The 25092-nt window shown below is 53.5% G+C and carries 25 protein-coding genes; 6 read left to right on the top strand and 19 right to left on the bottom strand.

Annotated elements, in window-relative coordinates; translation table 11 throughout:
* Window positions 1-130: 130 nt before the first annotated feature.
* Window positions 131-880 (bottom strand): YheC/YheD family protein, encoded by a 750-nt coding sequence (locus tag M2298_RS06670; protein WP_122963411.1) that lies wholly within the window; start codon window positions 878-880, stop codon window positions 131-133.
* Window positions 881-1294: 414 nt separating this feature from the next.
* On the opposite strand from M2298_RS06670, the gene M2298_RS06665 reads away from it, so the two are divergent.
* On the top strand, window positions 1295-2749 hold the full coding sequence (locus tag M2298_RS06665; protein WP_173595889.1) for a SulP family inorganic anion transporter: 1455 nt from the start codon (window positions 1295-1297) through the stop codon (window positions 2747-2749).
* 226 nt (window positions 2750-2975) lie between these two features.
* Window positions 2976-4205: an MFS transporter gene (locus tag M2298_RS06660; protein ID WP_122963413.1), complete on the top strand. Its 1230-nt coding sequence runs from the start codon at window positions 2976-2978 to the stop codon at window positions 4203-4205.
* 153 nt (window positions 4206-4358) lie between these two features.
* Here the strand turns inward: M2298_RS06660 and M2298_RS06655 are convergent, their stop codons facing one another.
* The 11 genes from M2298_RS06655 to M2298_RS06605 all read right to left on the bottom strand — a co-directional run bounded on the left by M2298_RS06655 (window position 4359) and on the right by M2298_RS06605 (window position 13394).
* On the bottom strand, window positions 4359-4985 hold the full coding sequence (locus M2298_RS06655) for a LysE family translocator (protein ID WP_122963414.1): 627 nt from the start codon (window positions 4983-4985) through the stop codon (window positions 4359-4361).
* A 96-nt stretch (window positions 4986-5081) separates the two neighbouring features.
* Window positions 5082-6419, bottom strand: a complete 1338-nt coding sequence (locus M2298_RS06650) for a sensor histidine kinase (protein WP_280648350.1) — start codon at window positions 6417-6419, stop codon at window positions 5082-5084.
* A 7-nt stretch (window positions 6420-6426) separates the two neighbouring features.
* A complete protein-coding gene (locus tag M2298_RS06645) occupies window positions 6427-7116 on the bottom strand; it encodes a response regulator transcription factor (RefSeq protein ID WP_280648349.1) in 690 nt (229 codons plus the stop codon).
* A gap of 23 nt (window positions 7117-7139) precedes the next feature.
* Window positions 7140-7742 (bottom strand): TVP38/TMEM64 family protein, encoded by a 603-nt coding sequence (locus M2298_RS06640; protein WP_122963417.1) that lies wholly within the window; start codon window positions 7740-7742, stop codon window positions 7140-7142.
* A 131-nt stretch (window positions 7743-7873) separates the two neighbouring features.
* Window positions 7874-8365: a GyrI-like domain-containing protein gene (locus tag M2298_RS06635; RefSeq protein ID WP_242771608.1), complete on the bottom strand. Its 492-nt coding sequence runs from the start codon at window positions 8363-8365 to the stop codon at window positions 7874-7876.
* Window positions 8366-8439: 74 nt separating this feature from the next.
* Window positions 8440-9384 carry a helix-turn-helix transcriptional regulator gene (locus M2298_RS06630; RefSeq protein WP_280648348.1) on the bottom strand — a complete coding sequence of 315 codons (945 nt, stop codon included), beginning with the start codon at window positions 9382-9384 and terminating at the stop codon, window positions 8440-8442.
* 112 nt (window positions 9385-9496) lie between these two features.
* Complete coding sequence (locus tag M2298_RS06625; RefSeq protein ID WP_122963420.1) at window positions 9497-9706, bottom strand: hypothetical protein; 210 nt, start codon at window positions 9704-9706, stop codon at window positions 9497-9499.
* A 76-nt stretch (window positions 9707-9782) separates the two neighbouring features.
* The gene (eutC, locus tag M2298_RS06620; protein WP_173598725.1) at window positions 9783-10616 is read right to left on the bottom strand and encodes an ethanolamine ammonia-lyase subunit EutC; all 834 of its coding nucleotides are present in this window, start codon (window positions 10614-10616) and stop codon (window positions 9783-9785) included.
* A 22-nt stretch (window positions 10617-10638) separates the two neighbouring features.
* On the bottom strand, window positions 10639-12000 hold the full coding sequence (locus M2298_RS06615) for an ethanolamine ammonia-lyase subunit EutB (protein ID WP_122963422.1): 1362 nt from the start codon (window positions 11998-12000) through the stop codon (window positions 10639-10641).
* 298 nt (window positions 12001-12298) lie between these two features.
* Window positions 12299-12688 carry a response regulator gene (locus M2298_RS06610; RefSeq protein WP_122963423.1) on the bottom strand — a complete coding sequence of 130 codons (390 nt, stop codon included), beginning with the start codon at window positions 12686-12688 and terminating at the stop codon, window positions 12299-12301.
* A 265-nt stretch (window positions 12689-12953) separates the two neighbouring features.
* Complete coding sequence (locus M2298_RS06605) at window positions 12954-13394, bottom strand: Rrf2 family transcriptional regulator (protein ID WP_274875263.1); 441 nt, start codon at window positions 13392-13394, stop codon at window positions 12954-12956.
* 155 nt (window positions 13395-13549) lie between these two features.
* Here M2298_RS06605 and M2298_RS06600 point away from each other — a divergent pair, with 155 nt between their 5' ends.
* Window positions 13550-14836 (top strand): acyl-CoA thioesterase/bile acid-CoA:amino acid N-acyltransferase family protein, encoded by a 1287-nt coding sequence (locus M2298_RS06600; protein ID WP_173595884.1) that lies wholly within the window; start codon window positions 13550-13552, stop codon window positions 14834-14836.
* Between the two features lie 433 nt (window positions 14837-15269).
* Entirely contained in the window at window positions 15270-15608 is a 339-nt protein-coding gene (locus M2298_RS06595; protein WP_122963426.1) for a histidine triad nucleotide-binding protein, read from the top strand.
* Between the two features lie 17 nt (window positions 15609-15625).
* Here the strand turns inward: M2298_RS06595 and M2298_RS06590 are convergent, their stop codons facing one another.
* A complete protein-coding gene (locus M2298_RS06590; RefSeq protein WP_122963427.1) occupies window positions 15626-16603 on the bottom strand; it encodes a YpdA family putative bacillithiol disulfide reductase in 978 nt (325 codons plus the stop codon).
* Between the two features lie 151 nt (window positions 16604-16754).
* Here M2298_RS06590 and M2298_RS06585 point away from each other — a divergent pair, with 151 nt between their 5' ends.
* Entirely contained in the window at window positions 16755-18359 is a 1605-nt protein-coding gene (locus M2298_RS06585; protein WP_229049905.1) for an S-layer homology domain-containing protein, read from the top strand.
* Window positions 18360-18464: 105 nt separating this feature from the next.
* On the opposite strand, the gene M2298_RS06580 is transcribed toward M2298_RS06585, so the two are convergent.
* The 5 genes from M2298_RS06580 to M2298_RS06560 form a co-directional block, all read right to left on the bottom strand.
* On the bottom strand, window positions 18465-18938 hold the full coding sequence (locus M2298_RS06580; RefSeq protein ID WP_122963428.1) for a GNAT family N-acetyltransferase: 474 nt from the start codon (window positions 18936-18938) through the stop codon (window positions 18465-18467).
* A 57-nt stretch (window positions 18939-18995) separates the two neighbouring features.
* Window positions 18996-19802: a TrmB family transcriptional regulator gene (locus M2298_RS06575; RefSeq protein ID WP_173598838.1), complete on the bottom strand. Its 807-nt coding sequence runs from the start codon at window positions 19800-19802 to the stop codon at window positions 18996-18998.
* A gap of 153 nt (window positions 19803-19955) precedes the next feature.
* Window positions 19956-20918 (bottom strand): L-threonine 3-dehydrogenase, encoded by a 963-nt coding sequence (locus M2298_RS06570; protein WP_122963430.1) that lies wholly within the window; start codon window positions 20916-20918, stop codon window positions 19956-19958.
* Window positions 20915-22108, bottom strand: coding sequence for a glycine C-acetyltransferase (locus tag M2298_RS06565; protein WP_280648346.1), 1194 nt, complete (start codon window positions 22106-22108; stop codon window positions 20915-20917). The genes M2298_RS06570 and M2298_RS06565 overlap by 4 nt, the downstream gene beginning before the upstream one ends.
* Before the next feature lie 310 nt (window positions 22109-22418).
* The gene (locus tag M2298_RS06560; RefSeq protein ID WP_122963431.1) at window positions 22419-22796 is read right to left on the bottom strand and encodes a (2Fe-2S) ferredoxin domain-containing protein; all 378 of its coding nucleotides are present in this window, start codon (window positions 22794-22796) and stop codon (window positions 22419-22421) included.
* A 173-nt stretch (window positions 22797-22969) separates the two neighbouring features.
* On the opposite strand from M2298_RS06560, the gene xerS reads away from it, so the two are divergent.
* Window positions 22970-24082, top strand: coding sequence for a tyrosine recombinase XerS (gene xerS / locus M2298_RS06555; protein ID WP_122963432.1), 1113 nt, complete (start codon window positions 22970-22972; stop codon window positions 24080-24082).
* 100 nt (window positions 24083-24182) lie between these two features.
* Here the strand turns inward: xerS and M2298_RS06550 are convergent, their stop codons facing one another.
* Window positions 24183-25076: a manganese catalase family protein gene (locus M2298_RS06550; protein WP_063227078.1), complete on the bottom strand. Its 894-nt coding sequence runs from the start codon at window positions 25074-25076 to the stop codon at window positions 24183-24185.
* Between the last annotated feature and the right edge of the window lie 16 nt (window positions 25077-25092).

Genomic DNA, 25092 nt, shown 5'->3' with positions numbered 1-25092 from the left:
TCATTATAGCTGGATTTCTTTTGAAGATCGATCAGGAATTTGCCAGTGATTTGCTGAAAGTGCAGTTTGCCAGGTGGGCTTGTCTGCTTTGGAAAAGCAAAAGACCGGACGGCCTTTTGCGCTCGCTGTCTCATTTCTTCCTGTTTCGATAGGCGCGTGCCAATCGTCTTATATTGCGATAAGGCGCTTTGTCCTTCAAGCGCAAAAACAGGACATGCGAAGGAACCTCATGATTCACTTCGATCAAATAAATTCGCCCCGAACGATCCACGGCGAAGTCGATGCCCAGCTCAGAGCGGCGCTTGAACTGGTTAAAATGTGCGCTGATCTCGTATCCAAGCTGGATCAGCCGCTTCGTGACACGCTCGATTTGTGCCTTGGACAGTGTCGGAGCCAGAGCCGTGCTGACTTTCAGCGCATAACCGCCCCCGCGGCGCACATTCGTAATGATGCTGTCCTTCCCTGCCACTTTTGCCAGCATCGCGGCAAATTCCCACTTCCCGGCGGCATTGCGCATCATCATGACCCGGATATCAAACCGTCTGCCGTGTACTTTGGCGAGCGGAATGGTTTTTTGGATAATATGCCGGGTGCTGCCGCTTTTTTGGCGAACCTTTTTGTACAGCTGATCAATCGAGCTGGCGTGCTTTTGGGAACCCTTTTCTTTCACGAATGTGTAGCGGCCCTTTTCCTTCCACGCCTTGATTACGCCCCTGCCCATGTGCTCGTTGTCCGGCTTGATGAATACGGAGGAATAACGGGACATGTAATCGCGCAGCGTTTTGCGGCTGAATATCGCAGTGGGTGGCAAATACCTTCTCAAACTTGCGGAACGGGAGTAATAGTTGTGCAATGCCCACTTGGAGGAGTGAAACGGCATAAGCGTTAATCCCCTTTCCTGTGCAAAGTAGCCTTGCCAGTGTCTCTTTTGCCAATATATCTTTCCGGCGGCAAAGCGGCACGGCACTTCGCCAAAGACGGGACGATCGCCCCTATCCAAAGAAAGCCCGAAAAAGCATCCGCTTCAAACAAGAAGAAACGGCCAGCCATTTCGAGCCGTTTCGTTTCTGGCCATTGTACGCTTTCCCGGTTGGACGCGAGCTTCCTTCTGCTAGGCGCGACAGATCGCGATAAGCAGGAACCCCTCCGGCTGCTTCTGCTGCCCTTGTCTGCACCTGAACAAAAAAGGCTGGATATCGTGAGGGGTTTTTCTTATAATAGTGACTTGTGAAAAACGGCCCCGACTTTTCTGAAAGGGGAAAGTCACCATACTGAACAGAAAAGAGGTACCGTTTTGAATCTTACCCAATGGAAACTGGACTGGTTCGCAAACGTCCGCGCTGACGTGCTGGCTGGCGTTACCGTCGCGCTCGCTTTGATTCCCGAAGCGATTGCCTTCTCGATTATTGCCGGGGTCGATCCGATGGTCGGCTTGTACGCGTCTTTTTGCATTGCCGTGACGATTGCGTTTGTCGGGGGGCGTCCCGGGATGATCTCGGCTGCGACGGGTGCCATGGCCCTGCTGATGATTACGCTCGTCAAGGAACACGGGATCGAGTATTTGTTTGCAGCCACTATTCTGACCGGACTTTTGCAAATCGTATTCGGCGCCTGTAAAATCGGTCGCCTGATGACTTTTGTCCCGCACACTGTTGTGATCGGGTTTGTCAACGCGCTTGCGATTCTCATTTTCATGGCGCAACTGCCGCATTTTGTCGGGGCATCATGGACGATGTACGCCATGCTGGCAGGGACGCTCGCGATTATTTACTTGTTGCCGCGCCTGACCAAAGCAGTACCGTCTGCTCTCGTCGCGATTGTCTTCATGACTGCCCTGACCATCCTCTGTGGACTGGATATGCGCACAGTCGGCGACATGGGCGAGATCACGCGCCAGCTCCCGCTGTTTCACGCCCCTGTGGTGCCGCTCGACATGGAAACGCTTTTGATCATTTTGCCGTACTCGCTTCCGCTCGCACTGGTCGGGATTTTGGAATCGCTCATGACTGCGGCGATTCTCGATGAGATGACGGATACGCGCAGCGATAAAAACAAGGAAGTCAAAGGGCAAGGAATCGCCAACATTGTCACCGGATTTTTCGGCGGGATGGCGGGTTGTGCCATGATCGGCCAGTCTGTGATCAACGTCAAATCTGGCGGGCGAGGCCGCTTGTCCACATTGGTAGCCGGCGTGTTTCTGCTGTTTTTGATTCTCGTCTTGGGCGATGTCGTGAAACAAATCCCGATGGCCGCGCTCGTCGGCGTCATGGTGATGGTTTCCATCGGCACTTTCAACTGGAAGTCTGTGCTCGACCTGCGAAAAATGCCGCTCGGCGATGCTGTCGTCATGGTCGCAACGGTTCTCGTCGTCGTAGCCACACACGATTTGGCAAAAGGCGTCCTCTCTGGCGTCGTGCTCAGCGCCCTGATTTTTGGCTGGAAAATGGCCCGGCTGCATTCCACTTCGTACAAGAGTGAGCTGGGCGAAAAAGTGTACGTCATTTCCGGGCAATTGTTCTTCGGTACGATGACGCATTTTATCGAGCAATTTGATTTTCAGGATGATCCAGGGCAAATTGTCATCGATTTTTCCCGCTCGCATGTCTGGGATATGTCAGCTGTAACCGCTATCTCCAAGGTCGTCGCCAAATACCGCGAGCTGGATAAATTCGTCGTGATCACAGGTTTGAACGAAGAAAGCAAACAGCTCGTGGATCAGCTCGGAATCAGCGTTCCGGCTGGACATTAACCACCGACAGCCCCCTCTTTTTGCAGGCAAAAGCGCACAGCTCGCTTGCGAAAAGAGGGGTTTTTTATGCGACTTTTTCATGCTTGTCGAACGTCAAGGTTTTTTGCTTATTTCAATTTTGCAATAGTCCGATCACAATTCTTGATTGGTCAGTACGGAAAACCAGTGCTAGAATGATCAATATTAAATTCCCCTGCTTCTATGCGGCAAAGGTTGTGACAGAAAGATGGAATTTTCATGGAAGCGCAATTTGTTTGTACTATGGGTCGGCGTCTTTTTTTGCAGCACGGCCTACTCGATCTCCATACCATTCTTGCCCATCTTCCTCCATACATCTTTGGGTGTTCACGAGCATTTGGAAGCCTGGTCTGGTATCTCGTTCGGCATTACGTTTTTGGCCAGCGCCCTGATCTCGCCGTACTGGGGCTCGCTGGCAGACAAATACGGGCGAAAACCGATGTTGATCCGCTCCGGTTTTAGCCTGGCTTTGCTGTATTTCCTGACTTACTTTATTACAGATCCTTACCTTTTCCTGGTACTGCGTGTGTTTCAGGGCCTTCTGGCTGGATATGTTCCGGCAGCAATTGCCCTTGTAGCCACCAATACTCCGGAAAAAAACGTCGGCTACGCGCTCGGCGTCATGGCTACCTCCGGCGCAACAGGCGGGATTGTCGGGCCGCTGGTCGGCGGAGTCGTCAGCCATGCATGGGGCAATGCGGAAGCCTTCCTTTTCTCCGGCTGCGTGGTGCTCGTAGCGGCGCTCATCGCTACCTTCCTCGTCAAGGAGACGAATATGAACCGCTCAGGCAGCCGTTCCAATGTGCGGGAAGATTTGCGCTCGGCCATCGCCAACCGCTCGCTGATGACGATTCTCGGGCTTAGCCTGATGGTGACGATCTCCGTCATGCTGCTGGAGCCGCTGTTGACGGTGTACGTCTTGCAGCTTGGCGCATCGCAGCAGGAAGCATCGCTCAGCGCCGGAATCATTTTCGCCGCGGTCGGAATCGCTACCGTCATTGCTGCGCCGCAGTGGGGTAAGCTCGGCGGCAAAGTCGGCTACACGAAAATTTTGTTCATCGGCTTGCTTGGCGGCGCGGTCGGCAACCTGTTGCAGTTTTTCTTCACCAGTCTGTCCGGCTTCGGGATTTTGCGCTTCGCGTACGGCTTGTTTTTTGCCGCGGTGTACCCTTCGATCAACGCGATGATTGTCAAGGTGACCGACCCTGAGTTCCGCGGCAGAGCGTTCAGTTTGAACCAATCCGTCAACCAGCTGGCGACCATGCTCGGCCCTGTGCTGGGCGGCGTGCTCGGCGGAATCATCCCGATCCGCTACGTGTTCATCATCAACGGGGTCGCTTTGCTCGCTACGGCTATCGTCATTCGCACGAAAAGGCCGGGCCAGCTCGGAAAGCAAGCGTCACCACAATCCTCCGACCCGCAGCTTGCAGCCAAATAGCGCAAAAAACTCCCTTCCGCTTTCGTCCGGCGAGATTGTCCGGTGTTAGCAGGAGGGAGTTTTTCGTGCTTTTTCATGCTGTCGCACTGTGCAGTTGCCTTGCCAGCAGCTGTGATGGCTCTAGCGACCGCGAACATGCGGCTGCGGCCAACCTCACTTTTGTTGCAGAGCTACTTTCAAGCCAAGCAAAATGTAGACGGAGCCGATGATTTTTCCGCTCCAACGGCCGAGCCAGGAGATGCGCTTGACCAAGTGCCCCAGCGGACGAACCGACAGGGCGATCAGCGTCGTGTAAAAAAATCCGAGAATCGCAAAAATCAGTCCCAGGATCAAAAACTGCACCACAGATGCTCCCCGCTCGGGATGGACGAACTGCGGCAAAAACGCGAGGAAAAACAGGGCTGTCTTCGGGTTCAGCAGCTCAGCCACGATTGCTTGCATATACGCCTTGCCCGGCGGCAAAGGCGACACTTTCGGCAGCTGCGGATCGCTCGGCTTTTCCATGATCGCCTTGATGCCCAAATAGACGAGGTACACAGCCCCGGCGATTTTCACGATGTTGAACGCCCATGCCGATGTCATCAAGATCGCCGACAAACCGACCGCGGCAAAAATCGTGTGAATGAAATCGCCCGTCGCGATCCCGAGTCCCGCCATGATGCCCGCCCGACGGCCGCCCTGAACAGTCCGTGTAGCCGTCAGCAGCACCGCAGGGCCGGGAATTAAAAAAAGGCCGATCACGACCGCCAAAAACGTGCTCATTGTCGCCAGATCAAACAAACAGCTCCCCTCCTCTTTCTCTCTCGTTGTCTATGGATGCTCTCATTATATCGCGCCGCGAGATTCGTGGCGACAGGATCATGTGCTTACAACCGTCTAGCGCACCGGAAACAGCAGCGTAAACACAGTCCCTGCACCGAGACTGCTTTCCACCGTAATCGTCCCGCCGTGCGCCTCCATGATCCCTTTGGCAATCGTCAGCCCCAGACCGGCTCCTCCCCGCTCTCGCGCACGTGAGCGATCTCCCCGGTAAAACCGTTCAAAGACGTGCGGCAGATCAGCCGGAGCGATTCCAGAGCCGTTGTCCCGTACGTCCAGCCTGACGGAATCCGCTGATTTTGCAATCGTCACGGCTATGCGGCCGTTCGGCGCTGTATGCTTGCAAGCGTTCGTCAACAGGTTGGTGATGACTTGCGCGATTCGTTGCCTGTCGCCCGTAATCCACGCGTCCTGTCCGCCTTCCAGTTGAAACTGAATCGCGGAACGGGCAAAAGCGACATGCATCGCTTCGCTGACTTCCTCCACGATGGCCCGCAGCAAGACTTGTTCGCGGCGGATCGGCAACGCTCCCGCTTCTACCTGAATCACCTGATCCAAATCGTTCACCAGCCGAATCAACCGCAAAACTTCCGCACGCGTACGCTCCAGATGCTTCGGGCTCGCTTCCCAAATTCCGTCGATCATCCCTTCCGTTTGCGCAAGCAGCGTATTGAGCGGAGTGCGCAGCTCATGGGCGATGTCCGAAGTAAGCCTTTTGCGCAGCTCTTCCTGCTCGTTCAGACTCGCCACCAAATGGTTGAACGCCAGCACGAGGGAAGCCATCTCGTCTTTTTGTTCAGGCGCAGGCACGCGAACCTGCAAGTTCCCTCTCGCTACTTGCTGCGCGGCCGCACTCACCTGCTCAACCGGACGGACCATGGAGCGAGCCAGCGGGATACAGAGCAGCACAACGAGCACGAGCAGGACTGCCGTCGTCCAAATCGCCGTATTTTTATGAGCCCATTGGAAATGTCCTTCCAGCGCCTTGTACGCATTTTGATCTTTGTGGCTGATGCCGATGCGCCCCACAACTGTCTGCTTGTCATCGTACAGCGTAATCGATTGGGTCGCACGGTCGAAGTCCGCTCCGGCACCCGTGACTTGCCCCCATTCCCCCAGCTTGCTTCCCTGCGGATCGTACAGGACGAGATGCAAACCCAGCACAGAGGAGATCGCTTCCAGCTGCCAAAAGGCTTGCCTGTCCCAGCCTTTGCTGTCCCGGTAGGCTGTCAAAGCTGCCTGGACAATCTCCTCGCTCTGTTGGCTCTTTACTTCATCCGTGTACATCAAAAAATGATCGTCCATCTCTTTGACGGCAAGCAGCGTCGTGATCAGGACGGCCCCCACGCCTACTGCCATGAAGGCGAGTGCCAGCTTCAGCCAAATCCGTTTCATCCGAACCTCATTTCTTCACCGGAACGTCAAACCGATAGCCCAGCCCGTATATCGTTTTAATGTAGACAGGCTGCTTCGGGTCGTCCTCGATTTTTTGCCGCAAATTTTTCACATGCGTGTCAATCGTGCGATCGTACCCTTCAAAATCGTAGCCAAGCACCTCGCGCACAAGCTCGTCCCTGCTCCACGTACGCCCAGGATAGCGAGCCAGCGTCGTGAGCAAGCGATACTCGTTCGGAGTGACGTCCAGCGCGATGTTGTTTTTGCGAATCGTTTTGTCGCGAATGGAAATGATGAGCTGCCCTGCCGCAAACTCATCGCTCAGGGCTGAATAATCACCCGCTCGCCGCATGACAGCACGCACACGAGCAACCAGCTCGCGCGGACTGAACGGCTTGATCAAGTAGTCGTCCGCACCGATCTCCAAGCCATGAATCCGGTCTGCCTCCTGACTTTTTGCGGTCAGCATCAAAATCGGGACGCGGGAATGCTTGCGAATCCGCCGACAAACCTCTTCCCCGCTGACATCGGGAAGCATCAAATCGAGAATGATGCAATCGACCGCAGCCGAATCGGCGATCTGAATCGCGGTTTCGCCTGTCATCGCAGTCAACACGTGGTAGCCGTCTTTTTGCAAATACGATGTTAAAATTTCCAGAATTTGCGTCTCGTCATCGACCAGCAAAATGGTTGACATGCCCTGTCCTCCTTTCCTCTCTTTTACGGCTGCTCAGATTGCCCGGTTTGCTCGGATTGCGCTGGTTTTCGCCGCCAGAAAAGCAACAGGACAAGGGCGCCCGCCACGAGAGCAAGCAAAAGCCGCAGCTTGTTTTCCCCAAAGTAGATGAGATCGTGTCCGACGAACGTCTCAAACACCATCGAAGGCACTTTTCCGAGCAATGTCGCCAGAAGAAAGTCAGCGAACGACATATTCGTCATGGCTGCGCCGAGATTGATCACACCCGAGGGGATCAGCGGATTGAGCCGCAACAAAACGACAGCGAGTGTCTTCTTGCCTCTCGTCGCGCCGTTGATAGCCGACACCCATTGGAATGACGCCAGTTTCTGTTTTTTGTCAGCTTTTTTGATCACATAGCGGTAGAAGAAAAAGGCGATCCCCGCACCCAGCACCTCCCCAGTCAAAGAGATGAAAAAACCGCCGTACAGGCCGAAGACAACCGCATTTGCCCCGGACAAAAAAATCGATGGCAGCACGCCTGCCACGCTGATCACGATATTCAGCGCGATGCTGCCGACGATCGCAAGCACGCCCCAGGAGCGAATCCATTCGGCCAAGCCTTCTATATTCATCAACCAATCCATCTACGCATACAGACTCCTCTCACATACTGTTCCTATAAGCGTATACGAAACTTGTGAAGAAATCATGGAAAAAAACAAACAATCGCTTCCGACGGGGGAAGCGACTGAGCGAAGAAACCATGTGCAAAAAACTACTCGTCGGCGATGCCGATGTAAATATCGATCTGCGCCTGATTCATGTCCGCGCAGCGCACGCCATCGTACAGCTCAAAGTCGGCGACAAACGTCCGTGTTACACCCGGCTGCTGGGACCATTCCCATATATGCTTCCACGCTTCCGTGATCACTTCCACCGTCGGGCCGACTCTTGTCGTAAAGACGGCATAGGTGGAAGCAGGAATCTCCTTCACAGTCAGTTCAGCAGGCAACGGCGCTTCTGCCTCGACTTCTTTTCCGACGAGCAGGGAGTAAGCCCCGTTCTCGTCGCTCTCGTAGTCAGCGTAGACGCCAAACACGACAGCAGGGTCCTTTTGTCCTGGCGTACTCGCCGGATAACCTTCCTGGTAATAGCGATTCCATAGCGCTCCAATTTTCGCGTTTGGCCCGCACTCCGCTTCATTGGTTGTCCGTATTTGCAATCCTGCTACACGCATGTGGCCCAGTTTGACGATTTTGGGGTTCATATTGTTGCACGCTCCTGTCCGGAAAAAGTAGCTTACATCGTCCAGTATAACTGCCCTACCTTGACAACTGTTTGTCAACGTTCCGGCTCATCCACATAAAATGCCGCTATTTTTTTGGCGCTATCCGCGATTCTTTGCCGGATGTGAGCTGGCTCCAGCACCTTCAGACTATCCCCGTAGCTGAGCAGCATGCCTGCCAGCCACTCATCGTCTGTCATCGTCGTGCGAACCGTCATTTTCCCATCAGGAGCCGTCTCGATCGATTGCGGATCAAACATGTCTCTTACCCGGACGTGAGCGCGCGGGGCAAATTGCAGAACCAGCGCGATTCGTTCCCCGCAATTCCACTGCTCTTCCCATTGCAGCTTTTCCAGCTGGCAATCACGGGCGGCAAACTCCTCCGGCAAAAGCGCCAGATCAGCGATGCGCGACAGCCGAAACAGCCGAAACTCTTGCTTGCTTTGGCAAAAGGCGTACACGTACCAGACGTAACCTTTGATGATCAGCCTCACTGGCTCGATGACCCGTTCGCTCGACTCGCCCTGCATCTTCGTATAGACGATTTTGACTCGCTTGCGGCACAGGATCGCCTCGCGCAAGCTGCTCACTTTTTGCTCGATGGCCGGAGTGCTGCCCCACGGATTGAAGTCGTACACCACCGGATGCTCCCCGCCCTGAAAGGCAGACGGAGCCGTTGCGAGCAATGCCTTGATTTTTTCCAGCAGTTGACCGATTTGCTTGTCGTCTGTGGAAGAATGCACGCCTTTCAAAGCGGCAATCACGGCAACCAGCTCGTCGGCCGAAAGGTATTGCCGATCGATCGTAAAGTTTTCCATGATTTCGTAGCCTCCGCTTGTGCCCGGATAGGCAACAATCGGGATGCCCGCCGCATTGATCGTCTCCAAATCACGGTATACGGTGCGCAGCGACACTTCAAAATGGTCGGCAAGCTCGCGAGCGCTCATTCGCCTTTTGTTCAGGAGCATCATGACGATCGCCAGCAATCGTTCTACTTTCAAATCTCGTTCCACCTTTTTTCGCTTCCAGAGGAGCCTATTTAAAAAGGAGAACCCGCAGCAAATTGTCCTGCTGCAAATTCTCCTTTGTTCGTTCTTTCGTTTGGAGGAAAAACTAGACACCCATACGTCTGCGCTGATTGTTTGGTTTCTTGGTCAGCTGGCTTTTCATCGATTGGTTTTTCGCTTTTTGGTTCACAGGACTGTTTGCTTGCGCCTGTGCCTGTTTCTTTTCCGCCAATTTGCGTTTCATCGCTTCCTGGAGACTGATTTTTCCCGGTTTTTCTTCTTTCGTTTCCAGTTCGTTTTGGTTTGGCTCGGTCATGCGTAGCAACTCCTCATAGAAATTGGTTATCTTCTATGTATTCTAGTGCAAGACCGGAGGATTCGCCAGTAGTAATCTAGCCGTTTTTGGCGCGAAGCTGCATATATTTTACGCCGCTCGCCTGATACTTCAAAATTTCCTCCAAAAGCTCTGCAAGATAAGCTCCTGCTTCAATCGGCAGAGTCCCGCCCCGGTGAATATTAGAAATAACCGTACGATCCGATTCTACCGTATTCGCATCCGGTTTGTAAATCATGTAAGCGCTGAGACTTTCTGCCGTCGCGAGTCCCGGTCTTTCCCCGATCAGGGAGATGACGACTTTGCAGCCGACGATTTTGGCGACCTGATCCTGAATCCAGACGCGGCCTTTGTTGATGAAGATCGGCTTGCCCACGCTGATGTTGCGCATCGCCAAGCCTTGTTGCAGAGCGGGCAGCAAATCGGGAATGGTCGCTTCGCAGGCAGACGTGCTAAGCCCGTCGGAAATGACGATCTGCACGTCTTTTCCTTTGTCGCCATGCTGTTCCAGCCACTTCGCCGATTCATCGGACAGCATTCGCCCCGAATCGAGGTTCATCAGGTACTCCTGCATGCTTGTCGCCCTGGAATGCAGCTCAGGAAGTTGCAGACGCGCAAGCCATTCCGGGCTGATTGCTTTCATCACCGCGTCATGTGCTGCCGCCTGGTCGATGCGGAACTGCAAGTAGCTGGTTGTCTTCATCCGCGTGCCTGTCCGGCCGATCCCGATCCGCGCCGGAGTTCTGTTCATCGCCCGCTCCAGCGCTTCCGGATTGTGCGGATTGTCTACCCCGCGCACTTTTTGCTCCGGGAAGTGAATGACTTCCTGCGTCTTTTTGGAAAGCTCATCCATGACCCGCTGGACAAGGTCATCCATGTTGATCTGTCTCATCGTGTTTGCCCTCCCCCAATCGTTAGTCGAACACCGATAGATCGCCCGCACGCTCTGTCAGCCGCCCGTTTTCCATCAGTCCCATTTTTTCCATCCATTTTTCAAACTCGCGCAACGGACGCAAGCCCAAAAGCTCGCGGTAGCTGGCATCGTCGTGATAGCTCGTATCCTGATAGCTCAGCATGACGTCGTCTCCGCCCGGCACACCCATGTAAAAATTCGCTCCGCCAAGCGTGGTGAGCATTCCGGCGATCTCCTGGTCGTTTTGGTCCGCGTACATGTGGTTGGTATAGGTAGGGGCAATTCCCATCGGCAGGCCGTGCAGCTTGCCCATGAACAAATCTTCCAGATCGGCGCGAATCATTTGTCTGCCGTCGTACAGCGTTTCCGGCCCGATGAAGCCCGAGACGTTGTTGACCATGAACGGCTTCCAGTGACGGCAAAAACCGTATGTGCGCGCCTCCAGCGTCTGCATGTCCACTCCTTCGTGCGAGTCCAGCGACACTTCCGAGCCTTGCCCGGTTTCAAAATACATCACGTTCGGTCCCGACGCCGTACCTTTGCGCAGCATCAATTCCATTGCTTCATCCAGCAAATCTTTAGAGACGCCAAATGCGTCATTCGCCCGCTGCGAGCCAGCCAGACTCTGGAACATCAAAGAGATAGGAGCACCACCGCGCAGCGCCTGCATCTGGGTCGTAATGTGGGCGAGCACGCAGTTTTGCGTCGGGATTTCCCATTTTTGCATAAAATCGTGGGACATTTTCAGCAGCTTGATAACGCTTTCAACGGAATCGTTATTCGGGTTGATTCCGATAACAGCATCCCCGGAGCCGTAAGACAAGCCTTCTTTCATCGAGGCGAGAATGCCTTCCGGATCGTCAATCGGGTGGTTGGGCTGACAACGGAACGCCAGTCTGCCCGGCTCGCCGATCAGCGTGTTGCAATACGCCTGGTGCTTCATTTTTTGCGAAGCCATCACCAGGTCAATGCTGGACATCAGCTTGGCTGTAGCAGCAATCATCTCGCTCGTCAGACCGCGACTGATGCGGGTAAGCTCCGGCATGCCCGTCGAGAAGGACAAAACGTACTCGCGGAGCTCGCCCACTGTCCAGTTTTTGATTTCCTCGTAGATCGACAAGTTCAAATCGTCGTAAATAATCCGGGTGACCTCATCCTTTTCGTACGGAATCACCGGATTTTCGTAAATGTCCTTGAGTTGGAGCTCGCTCAGTACGACTTTGGCTGCCATCCGCTCCAGTGCGGAATTTGCAGCAAGTTTGCTCATGTGGTCGCCTGACTTCTCCTCGCTCGCTTTGGCCAATACATCGCGAACGGATGTGAACTGGTAATGTTCTTTACGGATGACGCATGCCAATTTCATCTCGCTTCACTCGCTTTCTTTGGTGGAACTTTTTGTCCGCCCGACATTCTTTGAGTGAACACGGCCATCCTGCATACTTTCGCGTTTCTCCCCGGAAAAATTCGTGTGAGACCAGCTCATCATTGAGCAACCGCGTTCGTGCGGATGATATTACCCAAAATATGCCTGGCGGGGATATGCTTGCTGCTTTTCGAGCGCGTCGTTGCGCTTGTTTCTTTCGTCCATATACGTCAAAAAGACGCCTGGAAAAGGAGACGGTCATCCGTCTTCATTCAAGCGCCATTGCTTTTGTTGCGATTCACTTTTCAAGCGTATGCTGTTTTTCCAAAAGGAGCGTTTCCACCGCCGGGAGAAATTCCTCCTCCATGACCGGCTTGACCAAAAACGCGCAAACTCCTTTTGTTTTCGCTTTTGCTACCACGTCTTTGTGACTGTATGCCGTTAACAGGAGGATGGATGCATCCGATTGTCCTCTGATGATCCCTGTTGCCGTCAATCCATCCATAACAGGCATTTTTACATCCATGATGATGAGGTGCGGGTCCCACAGTTGCGTCAGAGCAACGGCTTCCTCGCCGTTCTTCCCGTCAGCCACAACGTTGTAGCCTTGTTCCTGCAACATCTCGACCAGGTCCATTCGCGTGATGGGGTCGTCGTCTATGATTATGATTCGGTAACGCTGACGCAATACTCCACCTCCCGCTAAGAGAATGGACGTGCCAACTGCTCATCATACGGTCAAACCTGCAACCGACGCCGTTGTCGGGTTTTTTTGCAGCTTTTTGAATACTCTCATTATATCTTATTACCGTTGGCTATTTCTACCCTTAATCCCGTCCTTTGCCGCCTGCTGTCCCGTTTTTTCAAAGCGGCTTGCTGACTTTCTATCGATCCTCGCGACCGCAGAAACGATCTGGGCATTCCTTCCGTTCACCGTCGCACTAGCAGACTTTCTACCTGGCCTGCTCCGTAATCTTTTGCCGCAAATCCGAGACTAGCTCCTGCATCGTCACGCTTTGCAAAATCGCTTCCATCGCATGCTCGGCACGAAGCAGGATCAATTCCAGGACGAACTGGATGTTCGCCCCCACCGGACAGGCTGGATTCGGCTGGTCATGAATGTGAAAAAGCTGGCCTTCTTCCACGACCTCAACCGCCCGGTAAATGTCGAGCAAGGTAATGCTCGCAAGCTCTTTGGCGAGTGATGCGCCGCCTGCTCCGGCCCGGACGTTCACCAAGCCCGCCTTTTTCAATTGGCCGAGTACCCGGCGGATAATGACCGGATTCGTATTCACGCTTCCGGCGATCCACTCGGACGTATGATGGGAGTTTGCATCGATAGAGAGAAGTGATAGTATATGAACCGCAATGGAAAAACGGCTGCTGATTTTCATGTCGGTCACCCTTTCGTTGTAATGATTATAGTTACACCTTCATTTGGAAGTCAAGTTAACCGTTCCGTCACATTTGCTGCTGTGGCGCATTTGTGAATTCTACTATAATTACGGTGTCATAAAATCCCATATTGTTGATGAGGAGTGTTGACTGTATGATGCATCCACAGATCGATGTTTCACCAGCAACGGCCTTGCTCGATGTTCCTGTCCATATTACACTAAGCGGTTTTCAGCCGCATCAGTTAATCACGCTCAACGCTACCCTGACGAACGGATTGCCAGGAGGAGAACTGACAGCGTCTTCCCATGCGATTTTTCAGGCAGACGAGAACGGCTCTGTTGATCTCGTCTCCCAGGCTCCCTTGTTCGGAACGTACGAAGGAATCGATCCGATGGGGCTTTTCTGGTCGATGAACGTGCAAACACTGCGCTTTTACAGTGCCTATTCACTCGATGACTTCCAGTTTACTCCCCGCTCTACCGAGATTCACCTGACGGCAGAAGTCAATCAAAAACCAGTCGCCAAGGCTGTTGTCAAACGCGTTTTCGTTTCCCGCGACGTCTCGATTACAAAAGTCAAGGAAGACGGCCTGGTCGGTCTGTTTTTCAGCAAGCCTCACCCTGAGCCGAAGCCTGCCGTGCTCGTCCTGGGAGGCAGCGAGGGCGGGATCGGCTCCTGTTCACAATTTGCCGCCTTGTTCGCCTCTCACGGCTATCCGGCGCTTGCTCTCGCCTATTTTCAATGCGACGACTTGCCGACGGACATTCAGCAAATTCCGGTTGAATACGTCCAGCGCGCCGTACATTGGCTCAAGCAGCAGCCAACCGTGCATCCTGACAAAATAACTGTGTTTGGCCGCTCCAAAGGCGCCGAGCTGGCCTTGGTCACCGCTTCGCTCGAACCGGATATCCACGCCGTCATCGCGTCCAGCCCCAGCTCAACCGTCAACATCGGGACAGACAGGGCTTTTGCCGATTCCGAGATATTTTCACCGCAATCGTCCTGGTCGTTTCGCGGCGAACCTCTGCCATTCGTTCCATGGACAGAGGAGCAATCCCGCCAATTCCGCGAGCTGCTCGATGCCGGACAACGCATCGATCAAATTCACAAAGACGCGTGGCGCGCCTGCGAGTGGCTTGCGGACGCCGAAATTCCTGTGGAAAAGATCAACGGCCCGATTTTGCTGCTTTCCGCTGACGACGATCACTGGTGGCCTGCTGCCGAACATTGCGAGCGCATGGTAGCACGGCTGAAGGCCAAGCAGTTTGCCCATCCGGTCGTGCATTTGCGCTACGCCGACACGGGTCATGGCATTCGGTTTCCGTACATTCCTACGACGCGAATCGCCCAGAACGGAGGAACGCCGAAAAACAATGCGCAAGCGTCCGAGCATTCGTGGAAAGAAGTGCTCGCGTTTTTGGAAGAAACGTTTGCATAACCGCATAAGCACATGCTTTTTCTTGCCCGCTTACATAAGCTGTAAAGAACAGCTAGTCATGACTTTTCATAAACGGCGGTGAAGCCATGTGAACTGGAGAAGGCAAGGACAGCTCAGGCGATTCACAGCAAGAATCGGGCAAACTTTTCGCATGACGCGCTGGAAGTTGACACGCTCATGGAGCAGCTTCCGGCATCCTGGCAAAGTTTTGCTGCAAAAATGCTATGCGCTCCTCAGAAGAATGTATAAATAGATTTCCCCTCTTCCCGCAATGGGTGGAGGGTTTTGTTTTTTCGCAAGCAAGATCGCAGCATAAGCGTCGGAAGCTTCCCTCCCAAAAACTTCCGCCTCTCCAACAGGTAAAGCCTACTCCCGTGACGAAGTAGGCTTTAGACATGTGACTATTCAAATTTCAGAGAGGATGAAAAAACAAATGGATTGCCTTTTTTGCAAAATCGTCAACGGTGACATTCCCTCCAAGAAAGTGTACGAGGACGAGCATGTTCTCGCTTTTCATGACATCAACCCTGTCGCGCCAGTCCACGTGCTGGTCATCCCGAAAAAACATATCCAGTCCGTAATGGCGATTGAACCGGAGGACAAAGAGCTGATCGGCCACCTGCACCTCTCCTTGCAAAAGGTAGCCGAGACCATGGAGGTAACCGAGTCCGGCTTCCGCGTCGTGACGAACATCGGAAAACACGGACAGCAAACGGTGTTCCACCTGCACTACCACCTCATTGGCGGCAGACAGCTGGAGTGGCAGTTCTAGCACGAATACATTTTTCGTCAGGCGTTGTTTTGCGAGACGATGTGGCGGGCGATCCCTTCGCCGTGAAATCTGCCGTTTTCGATGAAAATGGCATTGGCGTGGTGGCCCGCCGCAATCACGCCCGCTATGTACAGACCCGGAACGTTCGTTTCCATCGTTTCGGGATCATGGGCTGGCACGCCTGTCTCCTCATCCGTCTGCACGCCGAGCGACCGCAGGAACGTCCGGTCGGGACGATAGCCGATCAGCGCGAAAACGTGATCGTTGGCAAGCGTAATCTCACCGTCAGCCGTATTGACGTGAATCGCCCGTTCCTCGATAGCAGAAACCGTCGCTCCGAAAAACATTTGGATGCGGCCTTTTTTTATGAGACTTTCAAACACCGGACGAGTCCACGCCTTGACTTTGTCTGACAGCTCGGTTCTGCGGCAGATGACGGTGACATGCGCCCCTGCCCGTTCCAGTTCCATCGCGGCGTCTACAGCGGAGTTGTTGCCGCCCACAATCGCCACTTGCAAGCCGGCGTACGGGTGCGCTTCCTTGTAAAAAGAAGAAACTTTCGGCAAGTCTTCCCCCGGCACGTTCAACCGATTCGGATTGTCGAAGTAGCCAGTAGCGATGACCAGCTTTTTCGCTTCGTAGTGATGTGTCTTGGAAAAACGGTCCGTCGTCGTAACGTGAAAACCTTCTCCCACGCGCTTCGCTTCTGTCACGGTTTCGTATACGTGCACGCGCAAGTCCTCGCGGGAGGCTACCAGCCGATAGTAATTGAGCGCTTCTTGCCTGGTCGGTTTATCGTTGGCTGTGGCAAAAGGAATGCCGCCAATCTCCAGCAAGTCCGGCGTGCTGTGAAAAACCATGTACGTCGGATAGCGATAAATGGAATGCACAAGCGACCCTTTTTCAATAATGAGCGGATCAAGTCCGGCTTTTTTGCAAGCGATGGCTGCTGCCAGACCGCAAGGCCCGCCGCCAATAATCAGTACGTCTTCCATTTCTCTTCCGCCTCACTTCTTCATTTCTCTCTCTTCTCTTTCCAATCCTTATCATACCATATCGGAATTTCCGCAAAAGAGTTCCCGGCTGTTCTCTTACCAATAAATGACCAATGAAAGATTGGTTATGTCTCCTTATACTGGATGTATGATGAAAAAACAAAACATACATATTTGGTTGGTTTCTCTGGCATTTCTGACATACTGCCTGACTCTGGCTGTCGGCGTCCCTGCCTCCACCGCTTCCACAAAAGCGTTGAAGGACATTGCCAACAGCTACGCCAAAGAGCAAATCCGCTCCTTGCACGAGGCAGGTGTAATCGCAGGAGATGAAAAAGGCTATTTCCATCCGACTCGTTCGGTCACTCGTGCCGAGTTCGTCGCGATGCTGACACGCACGCTGGGCATCCAGCCTGTTGCGAGCAACATCCCCGCTTACACCGATGTCGCGAAAAATTCCTGGGCGTACGGCTCGGTGCAGGCAGCGGCTGCGGCAGGCATCTCAAGCGGGATCAGCGCTACTGCCTTCGGGCCGAAACGCACGATCTCGCGCGAAGAAGCAGCGACTTTTCTCGTGCGGGCTCTCGTGCAAAATGTTCCGGCACAAGCCAATCCAGCCGTCAGCGACGCCGCTTCCATCTCCAGCTGGGCAAAAGCTGCGGTCGCCAAGGCGCTCCAGAACAAGTGGCTCGTCGGCTACGAAGGCAACTTCCGTCCGAACGATGCCTTGTCGCGTGAAGAGACAGCCGTCATTTTGCAGCGTATTTTGACCGAGCTGAACAAAAAACCTGGTACGTCAGCGCCGCTGGTTTCGCTTGGCTGGCAATACCAGTCCACTACGGACGAGTTTATTGCCCAAGTCAAGAAAAGCGGTGTCAACACGCTGTCGCCACGCTGGTACTTCCTGCAAAAAGACGGTACGGTCAGCGACTTTTCCGACGCTGCCCTCGTTCACTGGGCACACGCAAACGGCAAACAGATCTGGCCTTTGTTCGGAAATCGCTTTGATTCCGCCGCCACACATGCAGCGCTGTCCAGTGCGGACAAGCGCAAGGCAATCGTGCAAAAGCTCGCTGCCTTTGTGGACAAGTACGAGCTGGATGGCATCAACGTTGATTTTGAAGGCTTTTCACCTGCTGACCGCAACAACTTCACGCTGTTCATCCAGGAGCTGTCAACTGCGCTGCAAACCAAAGGAGCTGTCGTCTCCGTCGATATTCCACCTGATACCAAAACCGATTGGAGTGAACCTTACGACTTTGCCAAACTGGCAAAAGCCGCAGACTATTTGATCGTCATGGCTTACGAGGAGCATTGGGTGGGTGGCCCGAAAGCCGGCTCCGTCGCTTCGCTTCCGTGGTTGAAAAAAGTGACGGAAGATTTGTTGGATGATATTCCGGTGCAAAAATTGATCGTCGGTTTGCCGCTTTACACCAGAGACTGGTATCAGGCAAAAGGCGGCGTGCAATCGACCGATATCAGCATCCCCGAGTCATATCAGCTGCTCTCGCAATACAGAGCGAGCACCAAATGGGATGCGAGCCTCGGACAGTACCGCTCTGCGTACAGCAAACAAGGGGTGACCCATTCGATTTGGCTGGAAGAAAGCCGTTCGCTGGGCCTCAAGGTTCAAGCAAGCCTGCAATGGCAAATCGGCGGTCTGGCTTACTGGTATGTAGGCTCCGAGTCTACCGATGTGTGGCCGGCCATCGCCAATGCGATCAAGCTGAAACAGGTGCGAGCCAAACTTTCCTGACGGACAACAGCAAAACCGCCTCCGCTGACGATACGTGCAGCGGAGGCGGTTTATTTTGTGAGAGCGGGGGTGACCACGATCATACGCAACCTCTAGCCTAGCGCACTAACGCAATTTTCGCTCCATGAACATGGCGCCTTCCAGCGGGTTGTAGATGTAAGGCGTCGTCTCGGAAAACCCGAACGCCCGATACAACGCCTGCGCGCTCGTCATCGTCGCCAGCGTATCGAGCCGCATGAAATCGTACGGAAGCTGTTCCGCTGCCTCAATCACTTTTTGCACGAGCGCCCTGCCGATTTTCAACCCGCGATATCGGTCGCGCACATACAGTCTTTTCATCTCGCAAATCCGTTCCTCGCTTTTGCGCAGGGCGATGCAGCCCGCTGCTTCTCCGTCTACCAGCGCGAGGATCAGCACCCCATCTGGAGCCGCATACTTCCCAGGTAACGATTCGCATTCTGCTTCGAAGTCCTGAAAGCCCAGGTCAAGCCCGAGCGACTCGGTGTATTCGCGGAAAAGCTGCTTCACGCTCTCCAGCTCTGCCTCGTGTTCTTCTGTCACATAACGAAATTCGATCATCTGTTCTTTCCTCTCCTGCCTGTCTGTTTTGTCTGTCTCGATGTGAAAAATCGCTGCTTATTTTCTTGCGCTGTGAACGATATACGCCAACCGTTCATCGCTTTGGCAAAAGTCTGCCAAGTTGCCAACGCCCCATTTCGCACTCACTGCTTTCAGCGTCATATCGTGGCGAATGTACTCCTTGGCAAGCAAAATCAGCATCGGGTCTGTCGTCTGAATCGCTTGCGGCACGCGGCCATCGAGGAAGCTGGCGATCAACACCTGCTGGTCGTCCTGGATCACGATGGTCAGTCGCTGGCCCATGCGCCGTTTTTCGATCGCGGAAGTTTCTTCGTGATAGAAGGCGTTGCCGAAAGAAGCCGTTTTTTGATCGGCAAACAACAGGGAGAACAGCCTGATTCCTTGCGCTTGTGCCGCTTCGGCCGCCCCCTTCAATTCATCCAGCTCCTCGTCCCACGCCGACAGCCACACTTCCTCTTTTGCATGTGTGAGCAAGCTTTGCATAGCGGACAAAATTTTCGCCCGCTCCTCCATATGCCTGATCACGTGAACCTCCACCGGCTTTTCCATCGCTTGCAGCTCTTGCTCCAAATAGTCAATCGTCTCGACATGCTGCTTTTTCAGATTCGCCATCAGTTCCTTGATCGGCACAGGCCGATACGTTGGCGGCTCTGTCCGCAGTTCGATGACAGCCTGCTTGCTCACCAGCTTGGCAATAACCGCGTACACCATCGACCTAGGAACCCCGCTCTTTTTGCTGATTTCGTACCCGTTTTGCAGCGGTTCTTTCAGCAATGTCACGTATACTTTTGCTTCATTTTTGGAAAAACCGATTTCCTCAAACTTGTCCAGTAGCAGCTCCATAACAACACCCTTTTTAGTTGTAATAGATATGACTACTATAACTCAATCCGTTTGACGAAGCAACCTGATTCGCGCTGCTCCGGCCAATGCCATAAAAAAACCGCCGCTTTGCCTGTTACGCAAAGCGACGGTTTCCTCTTTGATGCTATTCGTTTAGCCAACCTGCTGTAGCAGCTTTCCCCGCAGTTTGGTCAGCATGTCTTCGGTCATTTTTTCGAGATCAAATTCGGCTTTGAAGCCCCACTCATTCATCGCTGCTGTCGCGTCAATCGAGTTAGGCCAGCTGTCGGCGATCGCCTGACGCACCGGGTCTACGTCGTACGAGAGCGCAAACGTCGGGATGTGCTTGCGGATCGCTGCCGCTACATCTTCCGGCTCGATGCTCATCGCCGTTACGTTGAACGCGTTGCGGTGAATGAGCTTGGATGGGTCTGCTTCCATCAACGCGATGATCGCGTTCAAAGCATCGGGCATGTACATCATGTCCATGTACGTGCCTTTGCCGATGTAGGAAGTGTAAGCCCCGTCGAGAATCGCTTTGTAGTAAATATCTACCGCGTAATCGGTCGTTCCCCCGCCTGGAGGCGCCACGTAGGAGATCAGTCCCGGAAAACGAACGCCGCGCGTATCGACGCCGAACTTTTGGTAGTAGTAATCGCACAGCAGCTCCCCGGACACTTTGTTGACCCCGTACATCGTCGTCGGGCGTTGGATCGTATCCTGTGGCGTGTTGTCTTTTGGCGTGGACGGCCCGAATGCGCCGATGGAACTAGGGGTGAAAAACTGGCAGTTCAGCTCGCGAGCTGCTTCCAGTGCGTTGACCAGTCCGCCCATGTTCAGGTTCCAGGCAAGCAGCGGTTTCGCTTCAGCGGTAGCCGAAAGCAGTGCAGCCAAATGCATGATCGTATCGACCTGATGGGTTTTCGCCAGCTCGAACATGCGATTTCCGTCCGTTACATCCAAAATCTCGAATGGCCCGGAATCCACCACAGGGTCAGCTTCTTTTTTGCGGATATCTGTCGCGACAACCTGATCGGCTCCGTAAACTTCGCGCAGCTTCATGATCAGCTCAGAACCGATTTGCCCCAATGCTCCCGTAACTAATATCTTTTTCATGACAGGATCCCCATTTCTTTCCCAACTTTTTCATAGATGCCAAGGGCGCGATCCAGCATTTCCTTGGTGTGAGCGGCAGTCGGCATGTTGCGTACACGGCCTGTTCCTTTTGGCACGGTCGGGAACACGATCGCCTTGGCGTACACGCCCGCTTCGTACAGGCGTTTGCTGAACTCCTGTGTCTGTTGTTCGTCGCCAATGATGCAAGGCGTGATCGGTGTTTCGCTCGCTCCGATGTTGAAGCCAAGCTCTTTCAAGCCTTTTTTCAAATAGTGGCCGTTATCCCACAGCTTGTCGTGAAGCTCTGTGCTGCTTTGCAAAATTTCAATAGCGGCGATGCTTGCAGCCACGTCGGCTGGCGTCAATGCAGTGGAGAACAGGAACGGTCTGCTGCGTACTTTGAGCCAGTCAATCAGCTCCTGGCGTCCAGCGACATAACCGCCGACTACCCCGATCGCTTTCGAGAGCGTACCGATCTGGAAGTCAATTTTATCGGACAAGCCAAAATGCTTGACTGTTCCAGCGCCTTTTCCGAGCACGCCGGAACCGTGAGCATCATCTACATACGTAATGAGGTCAAATTCTTCGGCCACCTCGACGATTTCCGGCAGCTTGGCAATATCGCCATCCATCGAGAAGACGCCATCGGTGATGACCATCAGTTTTTTATATTTACCGGACTCTTTCGCTTCTCTCGCCTTGGTGCGAAGGTCGTCGATGTCGGAGTGGTTAACGCGAATGATTTGCGCGCGCGACAGACGGCAGCCGTCGATGATCGACGCATGGTTCAGCTCGTCTGACAAAATCGCATCGTCCTTGTCCATCACGGCAGAAATAGCTGCCATGTTGCAGTTAAAGCCGGACTGATAAGCGATGGCTGCTTCTGTATGCTTGAAGGCAGCGAGTTTTTCTTCGAGTTTGACATGCAGATCAAGCGTACCATTGATGGTGCGAACCGCCCCTGCTCCAACTCCGTATTTTTGCGCAGCAGCAGTCGCCGCTTCGATCAGGCGCTGGTCTGTTGCCAGTCCCAAATAGTTGTTGGAAGACAGGTTAACCAGTTCTTTTCCCGCAATGGTGATGACAGGGCCGTTTGCGCTTTGCAAAGGATCGATGACGTTGTACAGACCTTTGCTTTTCAAATCAGCCAGATTTTCGTGTAAAAAATGCTCCAATGTTTTGCTCGCCAACGAGAATCCCTCCAGCATCCAGCCATCGGGCCTTACATCTGACCATCGTGGAAGTAATTCCCACGAAAACAAATGTGCACCCTACGCGGACATATTTTTCTTATGAAAATCCCTTTAAATCAACCTTATTTACTAATAGGTTACCACCATTTTCTTTAAATGTCCATATCACAAAGACATATTTGATGACGCTTTCAGGCAAATCGCAGAAAAACCTATTCCTACATAAGTTCTCCTTTTGTTGGAATCTTAGACAAAGCCGCGCAACAAAAAACCACCCTCCTCTTTTCCAGTGGAGCGTGGCTCTTGCTTACTTTTTCGCTTTGGCCGATTTCAACATCCCCGGTTTGGCATCGGACGTGCGGGCAAATCCATCCCCTGCAAAGCGATGCGTCATCAAAGCTTCGATCGGTTGACCCAGGCGAAAATGCTGATCGACCATCTGCTTGGCGTCTTCCGGGGTCACGTTCTGATACCAGATGCCTTCCGGATAGACGACTACGACACAGGCATCCTCACAGCGCCCGTTGCAGCGCGTGCGGCTCGTATGTACATAGTCGTCCAGACCAGCCTCGGTGATCGCTTCCCGCAGCGCTACCGTCACTTCCTCGCCCCCGTTGCGCATACAGCTCCCGCCATTGCAGAGCAACACATGGTGACGCGTTTGAGACAAATCCCACGTTGCCAATGAACATTCCTCCCGCGAAATAATCGTAACGATTACGTTTTATTTACTTTTCTACTTTACTTTTTCTCATCATGACTGTAAATAGCGCAATTTGCAATTCCCAGAACGTTTCCTTTTTGCTAGAATATATGTTCGTATACAACTATTCCAATCTTTGGAGGGCGGTGGATCACATGTCCGTAACCAAGCAGCGAGATGCCTTGCAACTGCTCCAGACAATCGGGTCTTTTCCCTGGTATGTAGAAAAATTTATCGACCATAAAAAGACGAAAAAAAGCTCCCCTTCCACCTTGCTCGGGTATTTGCGCGACATCGCCTTTTTCTTTCGCTGGATGATGACAGAAGGTTTGACGCAGGCGACAGAGCTCAAGGACATGCCCCTCTCTGATCTGAACGAGCTGAAAAAGGAGACGATCGAAAGCTACGTCTTGTACTTGCAGGAATCGCATCTGTACGAACGCGCCGCCCTGCTGACCAACCCGACGCGCAGCGCGAAAAAAGAGTACAGCGACCGGACGATCAGCCGAAAAATTTCCAGCCTGAAGTCGTTGTTTCATTATTTAGCGGCGCTGGCGGAAGACGAGCATGGCGAGGCGTATTTGAAGCGCAATGTCCTGGCCAAAATCGAGCTGGACGCAACAGAGATGACACCGCTCGCCCGCGCCCACGCCATCCGGGCAAAAATTTTGATCGACGATGAAATTTATCAGTTCGTCGATTTTGTTTACAACGGCTACCTCGCCCACTGTGACACGGAAAAAAAGCGGCAGTACCACCTGCAAAATCGCGACCGGGATACGGCAATGATCGCGCTGATTCTCTCTGGCGGGTTTCGCGTCTCGGAGATCGTCAGCCTGGACTTGTCCGACATCGTCATGGAAAAAAATCAGTTGAAAATGATCAGAAAAGGCAAGAAGGAAGACGCTCCTTTTTTCAGCGACTGGGGCAAGGAGTATCTCGGTCGTTACCTGGCTCTGCGCGACAAGTATCATCCTGGCTCCCAGGAGGACGCTGTTTTCCTCGCGGTATCGCCAACGAAGCCGCACGGCCACCGAATCGAAGTGCGCTCGGTACAAAAGCTGGTCAAAAAATACGCGAAAGCATTCGGGATCCCTGATCTGTCCGTCCACAAGCTGCGGCACAGCTTTGCCACCCAGTTTTTGCGGCTGAATCCCGACCCTCACCAGCTGCAAGCGCAGTTGGGACACTCGAAAATCGAGACGACGATGCAATACGCCCACGTCCTCGAAGATGCGCTGGAGAAAGCGGTCAATCGCACAACCTGACCTGACTCCCCTAAAAAAGCAATCGACCAATCAGCCCTCGCCCTGGCGAACTCAAGCTGATTGGTCTTTGTTTTGCCTTTGCGTTCATCCTCTTTTTCCCCTACAGCCCGGCTGATCGCTGTAACCGTTTGGCAATTTCCAAAAAGTCTTCCCGCGACACCCCTGGCGCAAACTCCTCCGGCAATTCATCCAGATCGGGAACAGGCCCGCCATCCGGGACGCCTTGAATGACCTCCGCGGTTGATCCGTCCGGCAAAGGTCCGCGCCAGATCATCGCGATATCCTGATAGTCCTGGTAGCTGAACGTAAACAGCTTGCGGTTTAGCCCCATGGCAATATACGGATGAGTCGCGTCAAACTGCTCGTTGTCCAAATCCGGGACAGGAAGCATTTTCGTCAAATCGACTCCCGTAGCAATTTCCAGCGCCTTGGCGTAGGCCACCACATGCACGCCGCCTCTGACGAGCAAATAGCCAATCATCGCTCGTGCCGTCGGGTGATCGGTCATCTGGTACACGCGCATTTTGTGGGTGCGCGCCCCGCATTCGAGAAAAAAGTTGTGCAGCAGATCGAGCACGAGATTGCCGCTGGTGAACACGTAGTCGCCCGTCCACGATTTGCCCATCGAATCACCGGGCAGCGCGGTCTGTGCCGAGGCAATGAAATGGTATGTGTTGCGCTTGTTCAAGCCGTTTGCGAGCGGTGTAGTGTCGGGATCGCCAGGCCGCGTAATGCCTTTCATGCACAAGTTGATCGCATTGGATACCAGCTCGACGTGTCCTACCTCTTCTGCCGTGATGCTCGCGACGAGGTCGTAAAACGGCTTCAGCTTTCTTTTCCCGCGAAAATTGAACGATTGATACAAATAGTTGTTCAAAGTCGACATCTCGCCAAAACGGCCGCCCAATAGCTCCTGGACGGCCGCAGCGGCGTTGGCGTCTCCGTATTCCGGCTCCGGAAGCTCGATAGCCAATCGGTTAATCCGTGTAAACAACGCGATTCCCTCCCCC

The sequence above is a fragment of the Brevibacillus sp. 1238 genome (assembly GCF_029892995.1).
GTDB lineage: Bacteria > Bacillota > Bacilli > Brevibacillales > Brevibacillaceae > Brevibacillus > Brevibacillus parabrevis.
Note: the sequence above shows the minus strand (reverse complement) of the source record. Positions and strands in the feature narration are given on the sequence as shown.

Coding starts and splice junctions, on each gene's coding strand:
- M2298_RS06640 (WP_122963417.1), bottom strand. CDS start 7,742: ATGGATTGGTTGATGAATATAGAAGGCTTGGCCGAATGGATTCGCTCC.
- M2298_RS06615 (WP_122963422.1), bottom strand. CDS start 12,000: ATGAAATTGGCATGCGTCATCCGTAAAGAACATTACCAGTTCACATCC.
- M2298_RS06635 (WP_242771608.1), bottom strand. CDS start 8,365: ATGAACCCCAAAATCGTCAAACTGGGCCACATGCGTGTAGCAGGATTG.
- M2298_RS06580 (WP_122963428.1), bottom strand. CDS start 18,938: ATGATCGAATTTCGTTATGTGACAGAAGAACACGAGGCAGAGCTGGAG.
- M2298_RS06650 (WP_280648350.1), bottom strand. CDS start 6,419: ATGAAACGGATTTGGCTGAAGCTGGCACTCGCCTTCATGGCAGTAGGC.
- M2298_RS06645 (WP_280648349.1), bottom strand. CDS start 7,116: ATGTCAACCATTTTGCTGGTCGATGACGAGACGCAAATTCTGGAAATT.
- M2298_RS06595 (WP_122963426.1), top strand. CDS start 15,270: ATGGATTGCCTTTTTTGCAAAATCGTCAACGGTGACATTCCCTCCAAG.
- M2298_RS06575 (WP_173598838.1), bottom strand. CDS start 19,802: ATGGAGCTGCTACTGGACAAGTTTGAGGAAATCGGTTTTTCCAAAAAT.
- M2298_RS06670 (WP_122963411.1), bottom strand. CDS start 880: ATGCCGTTTCACTCCTCCAAGTGGGCATTGCACAACTATTACTCCCGT.
- M2298_RS06590 (WP_122963427.1), bottom strand. CDS start 16,603: ATGGAAGACGTACTGATTATTGGCGGCGGGCCTTGCGGTCTGGCAGCA.
- M2298_RS06585 (WP_229049905.1), top strand. CDS start 16,755: ATGAAAAAACAAAACATACATATTTGGTTGGTTTCTCTGGCATTTCTG.
- M2298_RS06625 (WP_122963420.1), bottom strand. CDS start 9,706: ATGACCGAGCCAAACCAAAACGAACTGGAAACGAAAGAAGAAAAACCG.
- M2298_RS06600 (WP_173595884.1), top strand. CDS start 13,550: ATGATGCATCCACAGATCGATGTTTCACCAGCAACGGCCTTGCTCGAT.
- M2298_RS06570 (WP_122963430.1), bottom strand. CDS start 20,918: ATGAAAAAGATATTAGTTACGGGAGCATTGGGGCAAATCGGTTCTGAG.
- eutC (WP_173598725.1), bottom strand. CDS start 10,616: ATGAGACAGATCAACATGGATGACCTTGTCCAGCGGGTCATGGATGAG.
- xerS (WP_122963432.1), top strand. CDS start 22,970: ATGTCCGTAACCAAGCAGCGAGATGCCTTGCAACTGCTCCAGACAATC.
- M2298_RS06605 (WP_274875263.1), bottom strand. CDS start 13,394: ATGAAAATCAGCAGCCGTTTTTCCATTGCGGTTCATATACTATCACTT.
- M2298_RS06660 (WP_122963413.1), top strand. CDS start 2,976: ATGGAATTTTCATGGAAGCGCAATTTGTTTGTACTATGGGTCGGCGTC.